Annotated in this window: 13 protein-coding genes; 10 read left to right on the top strand and 3 right to left on the bottom strand. The window is 61.1% G+C overall.

What is annotated here, in order from left to right:
* Positions 1–17 precede the first annotated feature (17 nt).
* Positions 18–797, bottom strand: a complete 780-nt coding sequence (locus AC2CGI_RS07555; protein WP_015377040.1) for a HalD/BesD family halogenase — start codon at positions 795–797, stop codon at positions 18–20.
* A gap of 117 nt (positions 798–914) precedes the next feature.
* Here AC2CGI_RS07555 and AC2CGI_RS07550 point away from each other — a divergent pair, with 117 nt between their 5' ends.
* On the top strand, positions 915–1,811 hold the full coding sequence (locus tag AC2CGI_RS07550; protein WP_076740460.1) for a LysR substrate-binding domain-containing protein: 897 nt from the start codon (positions 915–917) through the stop codon (positions 1,809–1,811).
* Here the strand turns inward: AC2CGI_RS07550 and AC2CGI_RS07545 are convergent.
* Positions 1,796–2,548, bottom strand: coding sequence for an SDR family NAD(P)-dependent oxidoreductase (locus tag AC2CGI_RS07545; RefSeq protein WP_004939703.1), 753 nt, complete (start codon positions 2,546–2,548; stop codon positions 1,796–1,798). The genes AC2CGI_RS07550 and AC2CGI_RS07545 overlap by 16 nt on opposite strands.
* 304 nt (positions 2,549–2,852) lie before the next feature.
* On the opposite strand from AC2CGI_RS07545, the gene pyk reads away from it, so the two are divergent.
* Genes pyk through AC2CGI_RS07530 form a run of 3 tightly spaced genes read left to right on the top strand, consistent with a single transcriptional unit; the run spans position 2,853 to position 5,960 of the window.
* Positions 2,853–4,286, top strand: coding sequence for a pyruvate kinase (gene pyk, locus AC2CGI_RS07540; protein ID WP_015377038.1), 1,434 nt, complete (start codon positions 2,853–2,855; stop codon positions 4,284–4,286).
* Entirely contained in the window at positions 4,286–5,020 is a 735-nt protein-coding gene (locus AC2CGI_RS07535) for a TSUP family transporter (protein ID WP_015377037.1), read from the top strand. Before pyk ends, AC2CGI_RS07535 begins: the two co-directional genes overlap by 1 nt.
* A gap of 7 nt (positions 5,021–5,027) precedes the next feature.
* Positions 5,028–5,960: an AEC family transporter gene (locus tag AC2CGI_RS07530; protein ID WP_015377036.1), complete on the top strand. Its 933-nt coding sequence runs from the start codon at positions 5,028–5,030 to the stop codon at positions 5,958–5,960.
* On the opposite strand, the gene AC2CGI_RS07525 is transcribed toward AC2CGI_RS07530, so the two are convergent.
* Positions 5,920–6,540, bottom strand: coding sequence for an HD domain-containing protein (locus AC2CGI_RS07525; RefSeq protein WP_021503991.1), 621 nt, complete (start codon positions 6,538–6,540; stop codon positions 5,920–5,922). The two genes, AC2CGI_RS07530 and AC2CGI_RS07525, sit on opposite strands and share 41 nt — an antisense overlap.
* 158 nt (positions 6,541–6,698) lie before the next feature.
* Here AC2CGI_RS07525 and AC2CGI_RS07520 point away from each other — a divergent pair, with 158 nt between their 5' ends.
* From AC2CGI_RS07520 to AC2CGI_RS07495, 6 genes are all read left to right on the top strand, one after another.
* Positions 6,699–7,463, top strand: a complete 765-nt coding sequence (locus tag AC2CGI_RS07520; protein WP_015377034.1) for an arylamine N-acetyltransferase family protein — start codon at positions 6,699–6,701, stop codon at positions 7,461–7,463.
* Between the two features lie 820 nt (positions 7,464–8,283).
* Positions 8,284–8,913 carry a response regulator transcription factor gene (locus AC2CGI_RS07515; protein WP_015377033.1) on the top strand — a complete coding sequence of 210 codons (630 nt, stop codon included), beginning with the start codon at positions 8,284–8,286 and terminating at the stop codon, positions 8,911–8,913.
* Positions 8,913–10,454 (top strand): MASE1 domain-containing sensor histidine kinase, encoded by a 1,542-nt coding sequence (locus AC2CGI_RS07510; RefSeq protein WP_015377032.1) that lies wholly within the window; start codon positions 8,913–8,915, stop codon positions 10,452–10,454. Before AC2CGI_RS07515 ends, AC2CGI_RS07510 begins: the two co-directional genes overlap by 1 nt.
* Before the next feature lie 66 nt (positions 10,455–10,520).
* Positions 10,521–11,843: an MFS transporter family glucose-6-phosphate receptor UhpC gene (gene uhpC / locus AC2CGI_RS07505; RefSeq protein WP_255448225.1), complete on the top strand. Its 1,323-nt coding sequence runs from the start codon at positions 10,521–10,523 to the stop codon at positions 11,841–11,843.
* On the top strand, positions 11,840–12,871 hold the full coding sequence (locus AC2CGI_RS07500; protein ID WP_033633861.1) for an ABC transporter substrate-binding protein: 1,032 nt from the start codon (positions 11,840–11,842) through the stop codon (positions 12,869–12,871). The genes uhpC and AC2CGI_RS07500 overlap by 4 nt, the downstream gene beginning before the upstream one ends.
* 67 nt (positions 12,872–12,938) lie before the next feature.
* Positions 12,939–15,017: an ABC transporter permease gene (locus tag AC2CGI_RS07495; RefSeq protein WP_015377029.1), complete on the top strand. Its 2,079-nt coding sequence runs from the start codon at positions 12,939–12,941 to the stop codon at positions 15,015–15,017.
* Positions 15,018–15,023 lie beyond the last annotated feature (6 nt).

The following is a 15,023-nucleotide window of genomic DNA, read 5'->3' as shown; positions in this document are numbered from 1 at the left end:
GCGGTTTTTTTTATCCGCTATAACCGCCCGTAGAACGTCATTCTGGCGCTTTCCGACAGCATCACGTCCGGCTGCGCATTGTAGGCCAACACCACCAGCATGCGCGTGGTGTCGCCTTCGGTCGGCGTCACCCGGTGCATGGCGTTGCGCCCGCGAAACAGCACCAAATCCCCCTCCTCCATCGCCAGCCGTTTGACCGCCCGCTCGCCGTCCAGCACCTGCGTGACCCCGGCATAGTTCATCTCGCCGCGATCGGCGTCGCGCAGGTTCTCCACGTATTCGAAGCGCCCGCCCGCCTGCGGTTTCTGGATCAGCAGCGTGATGGCGAACGAGGAGTTGTCAAAATGCCAGCCCAGCTCCTGACCGGTATGGGCGTAATGCAGATTGATCGACGACAGCCGATCGGCGTAGGGGTAGAGCTGCGCCTCGCCCAGCACCGCACACAGGAACGCGCGAAACGCCGGGGCGTCGTACAGCGCGCGCAGCGGCGACTGCGGCGGAATATCCTCGTCGGTAATGCACCCCTTGGACGACACCACCAGCCGGTTGCGCGCGTGATCGGCCGGCAGCGCGTCGTCCTGCGGCCGTAGATACACGTTGTGTTTGCTGGTGGCGTAAAACGCCGCATGGTGCTGTTCAGCGCCCTCCAGCCGCACCGTCGCCAGCGCGGCTTCACGCAGAAATCCCGGCAGCACCAGCGCGCCGGCGCGCGCCAGCGTTTGTCGGCAGCGGGCGCGGAACGCGGCGTCATCGATGGGATGGGCGGACAGATCGATAATATCGGCAAGTGGCGGCATGACGTTCCCCTCGTGTGCGAAAGCCGGATGCCTCTCACTGTAGCGAATGCCGCATTGCCGCCATAACAAAAATACGTTATGGATAAGCTAACGAATTCTTAGCGATAAGCCCTGCTCATGCACTCACCGTCCCGTGCGCGCTTGCCCAAGCTGAGCGCCATTCTGGCGTTCGAAACCGCCGCTCGCACCGGCAGCCTGGCCCGCGCAGCGGATGCGCTGGCGCTGACCGCCGCCGCCGTCAGCCAACAGATCCGCCAGCTCGAACAACATCTGGGCATCACATTGTTCATTCGCGCCAAAAGCGGCGTCACGCTGACCGAACAGGGCGCGGACTACCTGGCCTATGTTCAGGAGGCGTTTGAAACGCTGCGCGTGGCGCAGCAACACGTCGAACGCCAGCGCGGCAAGCAGACGCTGACGGTGTTCACCTTGCCGGCGTTGGCCTCCAAATGGCTGAACCCGGCGCTGGGCGACTGGCTGGCGCAGTGCCCCGACGGCGATCTGCGGCTGCACGCGACCCATGCGGCGGTCGATTTCGCCCATTCGGCGGCGGATTTCGCCCTGTGCTTCGGCGATCAGGATTATCCGCTGCTGGAAAAGGTGCAACTGTTTCAGGATCGGGTGCAGCCGGTATGCAGCCCGGCGCTGCGCGATCGCGGCGACTGGACGCAGCTGCCGCTGATCCACGTCGACTGGGGCAAGGAGAGCCAGTTTCTGCCGGGCTGGCACGAGTGGTTCACCGCCGCCGATCGGTCGCCGCCGCCGCGGCGCGGGCTGACCTATAACCTGACCTCGCTGGCCATCGACGCCGCCGTGCAAGGGCGCGGGGTGCTGCTCGGCCAGCGGCGGCTGATCGCCGGTGAACTGGCGGAAGGCCGGCTGGTCACCCTGGCCGAACCGGCGCTGCCGCTCAGCAAACCCTACTACGTGGTTTACCCGCCGCGCACGCTGGAAAAACCCGGCGCAGCGGCGTTTCTCCGTTGGCTGCAGGCGCTGGCTCAGCAGGCGGTATAACCGCCGTCGATGCTGTAAAATGCACCGGTGGTGAAACTGCTGTCGTCCGAAAGCAGGAAAGCCACCGTTTTCGCCACTTCTTCCCGCGTCGCCATTCTCCCCATCGGGTGCGAAGCGGCCATCTGCGCCCGCGCCGACGCCGGCAGTTCCCCCATCGCCGGCGTATCTACATAACCCGGCCCGACGGCGTTGACGCGCACGCCGCGCGTAGCGAATTCCAGCGCCGCCGAGCGCGTCAGGCCCAGCACGCCATGCTTGGCGGCGGTATAGGGCGCAATCCCGGCAATGCCCACCACGCCGTTGGCGGAAGAGAGGTTCACCACTGCCCCGCCGCCGCCGGCGACGATCGCCGGCAGGCCGTACTTCATGCCGAAAAACGTGCCGCTCAGGCAAGTGGCGATCACCTCATGCCAATCTTCGACCGCGTACCGATCGATATCCACCTCGTGCGGGCCGGTGATCCCGGCGTTGTTGACCAGCAGATGCAGCGCGCCGCAGCGCCGCACGATCTCTTCAATACCCTGTTGCACCGACTGCGCGTCGCGCACGTCCATTCGCAACGTCATCAACCGCCGGCCGTCGGGATCGAGCCGCGCGGCGGCGGCGGTGAGAGGCGCTGTGTGGCGGCCGGTCATCACCACCGTGGCTCCGCGCCGAAACAGCTCGGCGGCGATCGCTTCGCCAATGCCGGTGGACGCGCCGGTCACCAGCGCCACCCGATGTTTGAAATCTTGCATAGCCGTTCTCCTGCAACGTTGAACTCAGGGGGACAGGCTAGCGCCGGCAAGTGACAGTTTGCGGCAGCAGTGATGCCCAACACGGCGAGGAATAAAAGGAGTAATGCTTATCAATATTTTATCTATACGATGGAAGTAAATTGTATAACCATTTTATTTTCATCATTAAATGTATAAGGCGCACCCGCTCTGACGCCAAAACTCATTATAACTTTTTATATATTAGTTAGATTAAACCCCTATTTTCTCCGCTGTCACAAAACTGTCATAGATAAATGCATCTTAACTTTTCGGAGCATTTATCATGGCAAAGACTCGCATTATCGCTACCATCGGCCCCGCCTCTCGCCATATCAACACGTTGGCAGCGCTGGAAAAAGCCGGCATGTCCGTCGCCCGATTGAACGGTTCACACAACACGCTCGACTGGCATGCGGAAACCATCGCCCTGCTGCGTAAAACGTTGCCGGATACGCCGGTGCTGTTGGACATTCCCGGTAGAAAAATCCGCACATTGCAACTGAAACACGAACCCTCATTCACTAAAGGGCAAACGCTGATCCTCACGACCGATACCTCACATAACGGGGAGGAAAAAGTCCCGGTGGGGTACGGCCGGTTGCATGAACGGCTGACGGTGGGTGATAAGGTTTTCGCCGATGATGGCACCCTCTCGTTCCAGGTCGTTAACATCGTCGATCGGGACATCTACCTGCAGGCCGACATGGACGGCCAACTGAAAAGCCGCAAAGGCATCAATGTGCCTGGCATCGATCTCGGGCAGGCGCTGATAACGGAGAAAGATCGCGACATGATCGCCTTCGCCAAAGCGCATCAAGTGGACTACATCGGCATAAGCTTCGTCGAAAGCGCGGCACACATCAACGCGATCAGAACGCTGATCGGAGGCGATACGCCCCGCATCGTGGCGAAAGTGGAAAACAGCGGCGGCATAGAGCATCTGGAGGAAGTCATCGCCGCCGCCGACGTTATCATGATCGATCGCGGCGATCTGGCGGTGGAAACCTCGATCGACCGCGTTTCTCTCTACCAAAAACAGATCCTCCGAGCCGCCTCCCATGCGGGCAAACCCACCATCGTAGCGACGGAATTGCTGCACAGCATGATAGAGAACCCGCTGCCAACCAAAGCGGAGGTCAGCGACATCACCAACGCGGTGCTGGATGGCGCCGCGGCGGTGATGCTCTCCGGTGAAACCGCCGTAGGCCGCTATCCTCTGGAGGCCGTTGCCCGTATCGCCAGCGTAGCCCATCAGGCGGAACAGCATTTAGCGCATGCGCCCCACTCATCCCCCCCTGCGCAGGTTGACGATATTCGACAGGCTGTCGGCGCCCTTATCCGCGCCTTGCCGATCTCCCGGGTGGTGGTGTTTTCTCGCACAGGTTACAGCGTGCGCATCGCCGCCATGGCCAACATCGGCATCCCGATCGTCGCATTCGGCAACGATGCGGCGACGGTGCGCAGCTGGAATATGCTGCCAGGCATCACCGGCCTGACATTGCCTCGGATCGATCTGACACAGCCGGAAACCGAACGTTTGGCTCTGAATGTCCTGTCAGACAATGGATTGATAAATCGGCACGATGTTTTGCTGCTGGTCAGCGCCCAGCAAGACAATCAGCATATCAGCGGGAATATCTTGCGCACGCTCAGCGCCGATGCCTACCTGCAATCTGACGCGGCGCGGGAACCCTACCGGAAAGAAGAGGTGGCCTGATGGATAATCATGCGTTGTTCTATCTGGTGATTGCGCTATTTGCCGTGATCCAATCGGTTTTCGGCATGGGCATCTTGGTATTCGGTACACCGACGCTATTAATGCTGGGCGTTGATTTCTCCTCCGTACTTGGGCTGCTGCTGCCGTCGTCGGTGCTGATCTCTCTGACGCAGACGCTTGGCGCCCGACGAATTGCTTTTCCCGCTCGCGAAAAGGTCAATATGCTGATTTGCGCCATTTTCGTCATTCTGGCGCTGAGCCTGGTCTTGCATTCGACGGTGAAGATGAATGTCGATCTGCTGGTGGGCGCCATCCTGCTGTTTTCCGCCTTGATGCGCTTTCGTCTGTCACTGCAGGAAACCGTGAAGCGTTATCTCGGCAAACATCAGCGCGCTTATATCGCAGTCATGGGCCTGATACATGGCGTCACCAACATGGGTGGCGCCTTGCTGGCACTCTACGCTACCGCCAGCCATCGCGAGAAACTGGAGATAAGAACCACCGTCTCCCGTTATTACCTGATGTTCGGTTTAATCCAATTGGCCACGCTGGCCTGCATTAAATGGCAAGCCCTGAACCTCGACGGTTTCGCCGCGGCACCGCTGGCTCTGCTGGTGTATCTGGTCGTCGGCAATCTGCTGTTCAAGAGAACCAGCGCTCCCGTTTATGAAAAAATGGTAACCGGCTTTATTGCCTTCTATGGCGTGGCCGTTCTCACTAAAGGCTATTTATAGGCTCCCCATGACGACGACTCTCTTTTCTCTGATCCCGGTGATATTTTTAATCGCCATGGGATTCACTCTGCGGCACAAAAACCTGATCGATCGGGCTTTCTGGCTGCCCTGCGAGAAGCTGAACTACTTTTATCTCTTCCCGGCGCTGATGTTTATTCAGGTCGGCAAAGCCGACCTGAGCCAGTTTCCGGTACGGCCGATCGCCCTGTCGGTCCTGGGCGCCGTGTTGATCGGCGCCTTGTCGTTGTACCTCTGGCGAATCTGGCTAAAACAGCCCGGGCCGGTTTTCTCTTCCGTCATACAGGGCGCTCTGCGCCCCAATACCTACATCGGGGTTGCCGCAGCGGCGGCGACTTTCGGCCACACCGGCCTGACGGTGACCTCAATCAGCATCGCCGTCGCCATCCCGCTGTTGAACGTGGCCTCGATTGTCATACTGATGCATTACGGCCAGGGCTCCCGCCCCGGCGGCAGACAGATCGCCAAAGCGCTGGGGAAAAACCCAGTGATCCTTTCGGTCTTGGCCGGTCTGGCCTTCAATGCCAGCGGCTGGTCGCTCGGCACGGCGCTGGAGAACATTCTCACCATTCTCGGCGGCGCCTCTCTGCCGTTGGGGTTGCTGGCGGTCGGCGCGGGGCTGGATATCAAAGCGGCGCGTACGGCACAGGGCCCCGTACTGCAATCGACCTTCGTCAAGTTACTGCTGGTACCGCTGTTGACGCTGGGAATCGGCATCACCCTGGGCATCTCCGGCCCGGTGCTGGCGACTATCGTCCTGTTTAACGCCTTACCCTGTACACCTTCCGCCTACATCATGGCGAAACTGCTGGGCGGCGATCATCGCTTGTCGGCCGGTATCATCACGATCCAAACGTTGCTGGCGGCGGTCACCATTCCTGTTATTTTGCTGCTGACCCAGTTTTCAGCTCATCCAGCTTAAGATGGGCCTCATACTTCCGCCACAACGCGTCGAACCAGCCGTCGTCTCCATGACGATCGTTGATGCGCTCGATCGCTTCCGCACACTGTCGGCGGGCCAAGGCCAACAGGCCGGCCTCGCCCGCCGATAAAACAGCCAATAAGCGCGCCATTTCCACCAGATAGTGACGGGCAAAGGAGACATCGTAATCGGTAATGTTTTTGCTGTTGTCAATCAAGTCGCACAGTTTGATGGTCTGCGCTTCCGCACAGGCCTGCGCGCTGTGCTGCAGATTGGCATTTTTACGGTGCAGACGCTCACCGCCGTAGCTGCGAGGCTGCACGTCGGTCAACATTTCCACATAACGCTCGACCGTCGGACCGAATTCTCGCCGGATATCCGCCAGGGTCACCGCCGTATCTTCTACCGTATCATGCAGCCAGGCAGCGGCGACCATTTCTGGCGTCGGCTCAGCCCGCTGCAGCAAATCCACCACCGCCGCGGGGTGCACGATATACGGCTCTCCGGTGAACTTGCGCCGCTGATTGCAGGCATGGTGAGCGTCATTGGCAAATCGCTGCGCTTTCAAGGTTAAATCCATACTTTCTCCTTATCCATATCGATTCAGTGTAACGGCAGCCATGCTGACATCTGAGTCGATTTGGTTATGAGTTATGCCAACAACGCAGCACGTAATGCGCTCACAAACGCCGCAAAGCCCGCTATTTTATGCCTACTTTTTCTCATGCGAGACACCCTGTGGATACCCAACGCTACCTGCAGCATATCGGCTTTGCCGGCACCGCCCGCCCTGACCTCCCCACGTTGCAACAGCTGCACCATCGCCACATGCTGAGCGTACCGTTCGAGAACCTGAGCATTATTTATCATCAGGGCATTCAGCTGGCGCCGGAGGCGCTGTTCAGCAAGGTGGTCGAGCGTAACCGCGGCGGTTTCTGTTATGAGCTGAACACGCTGTTCGCCCTGCTGTTGCGGGAGATCGGTTTCAAGGTGAGCTTCATCTCCGGCGAGATCCGCACGCGCGACGGCCATTTCGGCCCGCCCTACGACCATCTGGCGCTGCGGGTGGATCTGGCGGGGCAGGCCTGGCTGGTGGATGTCGGTTTCGGCGATTCCTTCCTGACGCCGCTGAAGATCGTCGTCGCCGAGCCGCAACCGCAGGCCAGCGGCACCTTCCACCTGGAGCGGGAAGGCGAGTATTACCTGCTGGAGCGCCGCAACGGCGACCAACGCTCGCATGCCAAAACGCTGTATCGCTTTACCGTTCAGCCGCGCGAGTTGCACGAGTTCGACGAGATGTGCCGATTCCACAGCACCTCGCCGCAGTCGCACTTCACCCAGCGCCTGGTGTGTTCACGGCCGACGGACCACGGCCGGGTGACCCTCAGCGACATGAAGCTGATCGTGACCGAAGATCACCAGCGCCACGAAACGACGTTGCATTCGGAAGAGGAACGGCGCGCCGTACTGTGGCAGCATTTCGCCATCGATGTGGATCGTTAACGCCGCCAGCGGCGTAATGCTGATCAGTTAGCGTTTTTCTGAACGTATTTGTGCAGTTTTCGGTCGATAAAGGTGAGATGCGCCATGAGGCTCATACGCCTCGACCGAGCCTGGGGCCGAAGGCGCGGCCCCTGGCAACCCGCGCCTTTGCCCTATCAGACGGTTGGCTTTGCCAACGTCCCTCTCTCCGCCATACCGCATTGAGGCCGGTTGCGACAGGCGTCCCTGCCTGTCTCACCTGAAACCGCCGTCCATGGCGGTTTCGCCTAATACGCTATGCCTGCGTTCGGCGTCTTCAAGGGCATCCAATACCGCGCTCATCTCCGATTCCTCTTCTCTGCCATGACCTCATAAAGGACGGGAGCTGCTAGCACGGGGTTGACCTTTGGCGCGCATCACCGGCTGCCGAGCAAGACAGCATTGTCAGGGGCAACCAGCCAGGGAAGGCCGGTTGAGGCGAGACTAACAGGGACGTTTGTCGCAGCCGACCCGCCCGACAATGCAGACGCTGCGAGGGTATCCGCGCAGCGGACAGACGGTGTTAAGCGAAGGCGCGGGTGGAGGGGCCGCGCCTTCGGCCCCTCCAATTGCCGTTCATTGTGGTAACAGAAAAATTCAGGGTATTTACGGCAATTCATCCTGCACATCACGTAAAGATACTGGATAAAAAATACCAGTCAGGCTTAAGTAACCAGCATTACACCGGCGGCGCCCTTTTATTACGATTCTGTTACACCGATTGCATAACCGCGCTTGGCTGATTGCCAGCACCGCGGCGGCAGGCATCATAGGGCCATGATTCGGCAACAGAGTGCGAAAAATGATCCGTGTGATACTGGTGGATGACCATGTGGTGGTGCGCTCCGGCTTTGCGCAATTGCTCAGCCTCGAGGACGATCTCGACGTGGTGGGGCAATACAGCAGCGCGGCGGCGGCCTGGCCGGCATTGCTGCGCGACGACGTCAGCGTCGCGGTGATGGACATCGCCATGCCGGATGAAAACGGCCTGAGCCTGTTGAAACGCCTGCGGGCGCAGAAGCCGCAGTTTCGCGCGATCATCCTCAGTATCTATGACTCCCCGACCTTCGTGCAGAGCGCGCTGGATGCCGGCGCCAGCGGCTATCTGACCAAACGCTGCGGGCCGGAAGAACTGGTGCAGGCGGTGCGCTCCGTCGATATGGGCGGCCATTACCTGTGCGCCGACGCGCTGCGGGCGCTGCGCGGCGGCGAGCAGCCGGCCACGGCGCTGGAAGCGTTGACCCCGCGCGAGCGCGAGATCTTCGATCTGCTGGTCAAAGGCGACAGCGTAAAGGAGATCGCTTTCAAGCTCGATCTCAGCCACAAAACGGTGCACGTACATCGCGCCAACGTCCTGGGCAAGCTGCAGTGCAGCAGCACCATTGAACTGGTGCATTTCGCCCTCGACCATCAGCTGCTGGCGGGGCATTGATGTCGCCCCGCTTCCGGCCCTGGGTTATCTCGCTGTTTATCCTGTTGGCCTGGGGCAGCGGCTGGCTGATGCTGTGGACGCTCGGTTTCTACCTGACCCACAACGGCAATCAGGCGGCGCTGTTTCTGCCTCACGGCGTCTATCTCGCGCTGCTGATCCTGCTGGCGCGCCGCTATTGGCCCGCCCTGATAATACCGCCGGTGCTGCTGCTGTTCTGGCTGCACGGCGAACGCCTGCTGAGCGGCTACAGCCTGCTGGCCGCGCCGTTCATCACCCTGCTCCCGGCCGCGCTCGCACAGCGATTCTGGCGCCGTTTTCCGCTCTACTGGCAACGGCTGACGCTGCTGCTGGCCGCAGTGACCGCCGCCTCGCTGCTCAATACCGCCCTGCTTGCGCCTTTCGCACACAGCCCGGCGATGCTGCTCGGCCTGGCGTCATTTACCGGTGGTGTCTTGCTGACCCCGTTCGTCTACCTGATTTTTGAATTTCTGCGCCAGCAGCACCGCTACCATCTGCTGGGGCTGGACACCAGCAACCCGCCGCTGCGCGCGTCCTTAATCATCTGGTGCAGCCTGTTTTTCGTTATCGGCATCGGCACCCAGATGGTGCTGTCGCCGGAAATCGAACGCCTGCTGCTGATCGTGGTGTTTTTGCCGAACGTGGTGATGGCGTGGAAGTTCGGCTGGCAGGGCGGCGTGCTGTCCGGCCTGCTCGGCAGCATGATGATCACCCTCGCGCGGCAGGTCGGCGTGGGGTTCGGCAATCTGGTCGAGCTGGAAATCTTTCTGGCGACGCAGGCGCTGCTCGGCATCGGTCTGGGCATCGCCATCAGCCGTCAGCAGCACCTGGCGCAAAACCTGCACCACTATCGCCGACGGCTGGAAGAAGAGCTGGCGGCGCGGCGGGCGTTGACCGAAAAACTGATCCACACCGAAGAAGACACGCGAAAGAACCTGGCGCGCGAGCTGCACGATGAAATCGGCCAGAACATCACCGCCATTCAAATTCAGTCGCAGCTGGTCAAGCGGGCGCGCGATCCGGCGCAAACCCAGGCCGCCGCGAACCAGATAGCCGATCTCGCCCGGCGCATACATCACTCCACGCGCCAGCTGCTGCGCCAGCTGCGCCCGCCCGCGCTGGACGAGCTGGCGTTCAAAGACGCGCTTCACCACCTGCTGAATGAATTCGCCTTCAGCGAACGGGGCATCCGTTGCCGTTTCGACTACCGGCTCATCGACACGCCCGCCGGCGAGACGGTGCGCTTCACCCTCTACCGGCTGCTGCAAGAGCTGCTCAACAACGTGTGCAAACACGCCGAAGCCAGCGAAGTCGCCATCGTTTTGTATCAACAGGGGGCACTTTTGCACCTCGAGGTGCGGGACAACGGCATCGGCATCCGGGCGGACAAGGCGCCCGGCCTCGGCATTCAGGGAATGCGCGAACGGGTCAGCGCGCTCGGCGGCGAACTGACGCTGGACACGCAGCGCGGCACGCGGGTAATTGTTAACCTGCCCACAAATTTGCAACAAACCGCCGACTAACTAGGAAAAAGTCTTAGCCAGTCCGGACTTTCTCTCATCCCCTTTCCCTTTCACCTTCTTATAGTCATCACCAGGGAGACGGCTATGCAGACACGCTCGGCATCTGAAATCGATCATCGTTACCGCGCGCTGCGCCCGCGACTGCTGCTGTACATGGTCATCGGCTACGCCGCCTTTTACCTGACGCGCAAAAGCGTGAATTACGTGCTGCCGGCGCTGCAAATGGATTTGGGGCTGGATAAAGGGGACATCGGCCTGCTCGGCTCGCTGTTTTATCTGAGCTACGGCCTGTCGAAATTCAGCGCCGGATTGTGGCACGACGGCCACGGGCAGCGCAGGTTTATGGGGATCGGCCTGTTCGCCACCGGCGTGCTGAACGTGGCGTTCGCCTTCGGTGAATCGCTGACGCTGCTGTTGGCGGTTTGGGCGCTGAACGGCTTCTTTCAGGGCTGGGGCTGGCCGCCCTGCGCGCGGCTGCTGACCCACTGGTATTCGCGCAACGAGCGCGGCTTCTGGTGGGGCTGCTGGAATATGTCGATCAACCTCGGCGGCGCGATCGTGCCGCTGATCAGCGCCTTCGCCGCCCAGCGCTGGGGCTGGCAGGCGGCGATGTTGATCCCGGGGGCCGTCAGCATGGTGTTGGGCCTCTGGCTGACGCGGCGGCTGACAGGCACGCCGCAGGAAGAAGGCCTGCCGTCGGTCGGCCGGTGGCGCCACGATCCGCTGGAGCTGCGCCAGGAACAGCAAAGCCCGCCGATGGGGCTGTGGCGGATGTTGCGCACCACGATGCTGAAGAACCCGATGATCTGGCTGCTGGGCGTCTCTTACGTGCTGGTCTACCTGATCCGCATCGCGTTGAACGACTGGGGCAATCTGTGGTTGACGGAAAGCCACGGCGTCAACCTGCTCAGCGCCAACGCGACGGTGATGCTGTTCGAGATAGGCGGCCTGCTCGGCGCGCTGTTCGCCGGCTGGGGATCGGATGTGCTGTTCGGCGGGCAGCGCGCGCCGATGATTTTGCTGTTCACGCTCGGGCTGATGGTTTCCGTCGCCGCGCTGTGGCTGGCGCCGGTGCATCACTACGCGCTGCTGGCGGGCTGTTTCTTTACGGTGGGCTTTTTTGTCTTCGGCCCACAGATGTTGATTGGCCTCGCCGCCGTGGAATGCGGGCACAAAGGCGCCGCGGGCTCCATCACCGGCTTTCTCGGCCTGTTCGCCTACCTGGGGGCGGCGCTGGCGGGCTGGCCGCTGTCGCGGGTCATCGAAGGCTACGGTTGGTCGGGCATGTTCAGTTTGCTGTCCATCGCCGCCGTTCTTATGGGTTTATTGCTGATGCCGCTGCTGATGGCGAGCGTTACCACCTCTACCGAGAGAAGGATAAAACAATGAAAAAAACGTGGGTCACTACCCTGATAGCGTCCGGCATCGCGCTGGCGACGCTGAGTGGCGGCGCGCACGCCAAGGGCCGCCTGGTGGTCTACTGCAGCGCCACCAATGAAATGTGCGAAGCGGAAACCAAAGCCTTCGGCGAGAAATATGACGTGAAAACCTCGTTCATCCGCAACGGATCCGGCAGCACGCTGGCGAAAGTGGATGCCGAGAAGAAGAACCCGCAGGCGGACGTCTGGTACGGCGGCACGCTCGATCCGCAATCCCAGGCCGGTGAAATGGGGCTGCTGCAGCCGTACAAATCGCCGAACCTCGAACAGGTGATGACGCAATTCCGCGATCCGGCCAAGCTGAAAGGCAACTACTCCTCGGCGGTCTACGTCGGCATTCTCGGCTTTGGCGTCAACACCCAGCGCCTGAAAGAGAAAAACCTGCCGGTGCCAAAATGCTGGAAAGACCTGACCAAGCCGGAATACAAAGGCGAGATTCAAATCGCCGATCCGCAAAGCTCCGGCACCGCCTACACCGCGCTGGCGACCTTTGCCCAGCTGTGGGGAGACGATCAGGCGTTCGATTACCTCAAGCAGCTGAACGCCAACGTTTCGCAGTACACCAAGTCCGGCATTGCCCCGGCGCGCAACGCCGCCCGCGGTGAAACGGCGATCGGCATCGGTTTCCTGCATGACTACTCGCTCGAAAAGGAACAGGGCGCGCCGCTGGAGCTGATCTCGCCTTGCGAAGGCACCGGCTATGAAATCGGCGGCGTCAGCATCCTCAAAGGCGCGCGCAACCTCGACAACGCCAAGCTGTTCGTGGATTGGGTGCTGTCGAAAGAGGCGCAGGAGCTGGCGTGGAAGCAAGGCAAATCCTATCAGATCCTGACCAATACCACCGCCGACACCTCGCCGAACTCGCTGAAGCTCGACGACCTGAAGCTGATCAACTACGACATGGACAAGTACGGCTCGACCGAGGTCCGCAAGGCGCTGATCAACAAATGGGTCAGCGAAGTCAAGATGGGTAAATAAGCCCACATTCTGCGCCTGTTGCCGGGTAAGCCTCACGGTTTGCCCGGCCTGAACATCCGGGAAACTTATGTCACATACACATGCACTCCATCTCGTGAAAAAACGAGATGCGATATTCCTTTGGGTTTTGCTCGGCTGGCTGGCGTTCGCCCTGCTGCCGAGCTGGAGCCTGGATTACGGCCTGCTGGAGTCCACCGGCGAAGAGATCCTCGCGGCCTACGGCTGGTCAAATCGCAATATCAGCTGGCTTTGGTGCCTGCTGCCGAGCCTGCTGCTGCTGCGCCCTTACGCTGCGGCGGGCGGTGAACGGCGGCGGCGCCACGCGTTCGACGCAGGCTGGGCGCTGCTGTGCATGGCCTTTATCGTCGTCAGCGCCACGCTGGCGGGGCGCGGTTTAGGCTACGCCACCCTGGTGCAGTTGACCGCGCTGGGCGCCATCATGACGTTGGCGCTGACCCGCCTCGACTGGCTGGGCGGCGACCGTTTCGTTATCGGCGCGCTGGTCACCATCGTGGCGCTGATCGGCGTCTTCATCGTCTGGCCGAGCATCGCGATTTTCATTCCGATGTTCACCGACCAGACGGGCGCTTTCGCGCCGCTGGCGTTTATGAATGTGCTGTCGCAGGCGCACATCGTCCAGGTGATCCTCAACTCCATCGCCCTGTCGATCGCGGTAGGCGCCGGCTGCACCTTCTTCGGCCTGGTGCTGGCGATTTACACCACCCGCATCGCCAAGCGCAGCGCCATTATCGGCCGCATCTTCTCCATCCTGCCCATCGTCACGCCGCCGTTCGTCGTCGGCCTGGGCGTCACGCTGATGATGGGGCGCTCCGGCTACGTGACCGAGTGGATGGTGGCCTGGTTCGGCCTGACCAACACCAACTGGCTGTACGGCTTTACCGGCATCTGGCTGGCGCAGGTGCTGGCGTTCACCCCGATGGCGTTCATGATCCTCGACGGCGCGATCAAGACCATTCATCCTTCGCTGGAAGAGGCCTCCTACACCCTGCGCGCCAGCCGTTGGCAAACCTTTAACGGCGTGTTCGTGCCGCTGCTGAAACCGGCGCTGGCCAACGCGTTTCTGATCGTGGTGGTGCAATCACTGGCCGACTTCAGCAACCCGCTGGTGCTCGGCGGCAACTTCGACGTGCTGGCGACGCAAATCTATTTCTACATTACCGGTTCACAGCTCGATTATCAGGCCGCCAGCACCCTCGGCGCCTTCCTGCTGCTGTTCTCGCTGTTGGTGTTCTGCATCCAGTATATGTGGATCGGCAAGCGTTCCTACGTCACCGTGTCCGGCAAATCCTATCGCGGCGACGTACAGCCGCTGCCGGTCACGCTGGTATGGAGCGTGATCGCGCTGCTGGCGGTGTGGGTAGCCTTTAACGCCCTGCTTTACGGCAGCATTTTCTACGGCAGCTTCACCGTCAACTGGGGGGTGGATTACACGCTGACGCTGGATAACTTCATCAAGCTGTTCGGCCAGGGCATGAGCGACGGCGCGTGGCCTTCGCTGCTCGATACGCTGCTGTACGCCGGGATCGCCGCGCCGATCACCGCCGCGTTCGGCCTGCTGATCGCCTGGATCGTGGTGCGCCAGCAGTTCAAGGGCAAAAAGACCATCGAGTTCACCACCATGCTGTGCTTTGCGGTGCCGGGCACCGTGGCGGGCGTCTCTTACATTCTCGCCTTTAACGGCGCGCCGGTGTACCTCACCGGCACGGCCGCCATCGTGATTATCTCGATGGTGATGCGCAACGTGCCGGTGGGCATTCGCGCCGGGATCGCCGGGCTGGGCCAGATAGACAAATCGCTGGACGAAGCCTCGCTCAGCCTGCGCGCCGGCTCGCTGCGCACCATCACGCACATTCTGCTGCCGCTGCTGCGCCCGGCGATCCTGTCGGCGCTGATCTACAGCTTCGTGCGCGCCATCACTACCGTCAGCGCCATCGTCTTCCTGGTGACGCCCGATACCCGCGTGGCCACCGCCTACATCCTCAACCGCGTGGAAGACGGCGAATACGGCGTGGCGATCGCCTACGGTTCAATTCTGATCGTGGTGATGCTGGCGATTATTTTCCTCTTTGACTGGCTGATCGGCGAGGCACGCATCTCCCGTTCAAAAGCCAAAAACCAGGCGTAATGGAGC

The sequence above is a fragment of the Serratia sp. LSHTC3 genome, assembly GCF_057197125.1.
Note: the sequence above shows the minus strand (reverse complement) of the source record. Positions and strands in the feature narration are given on the sequence as shown.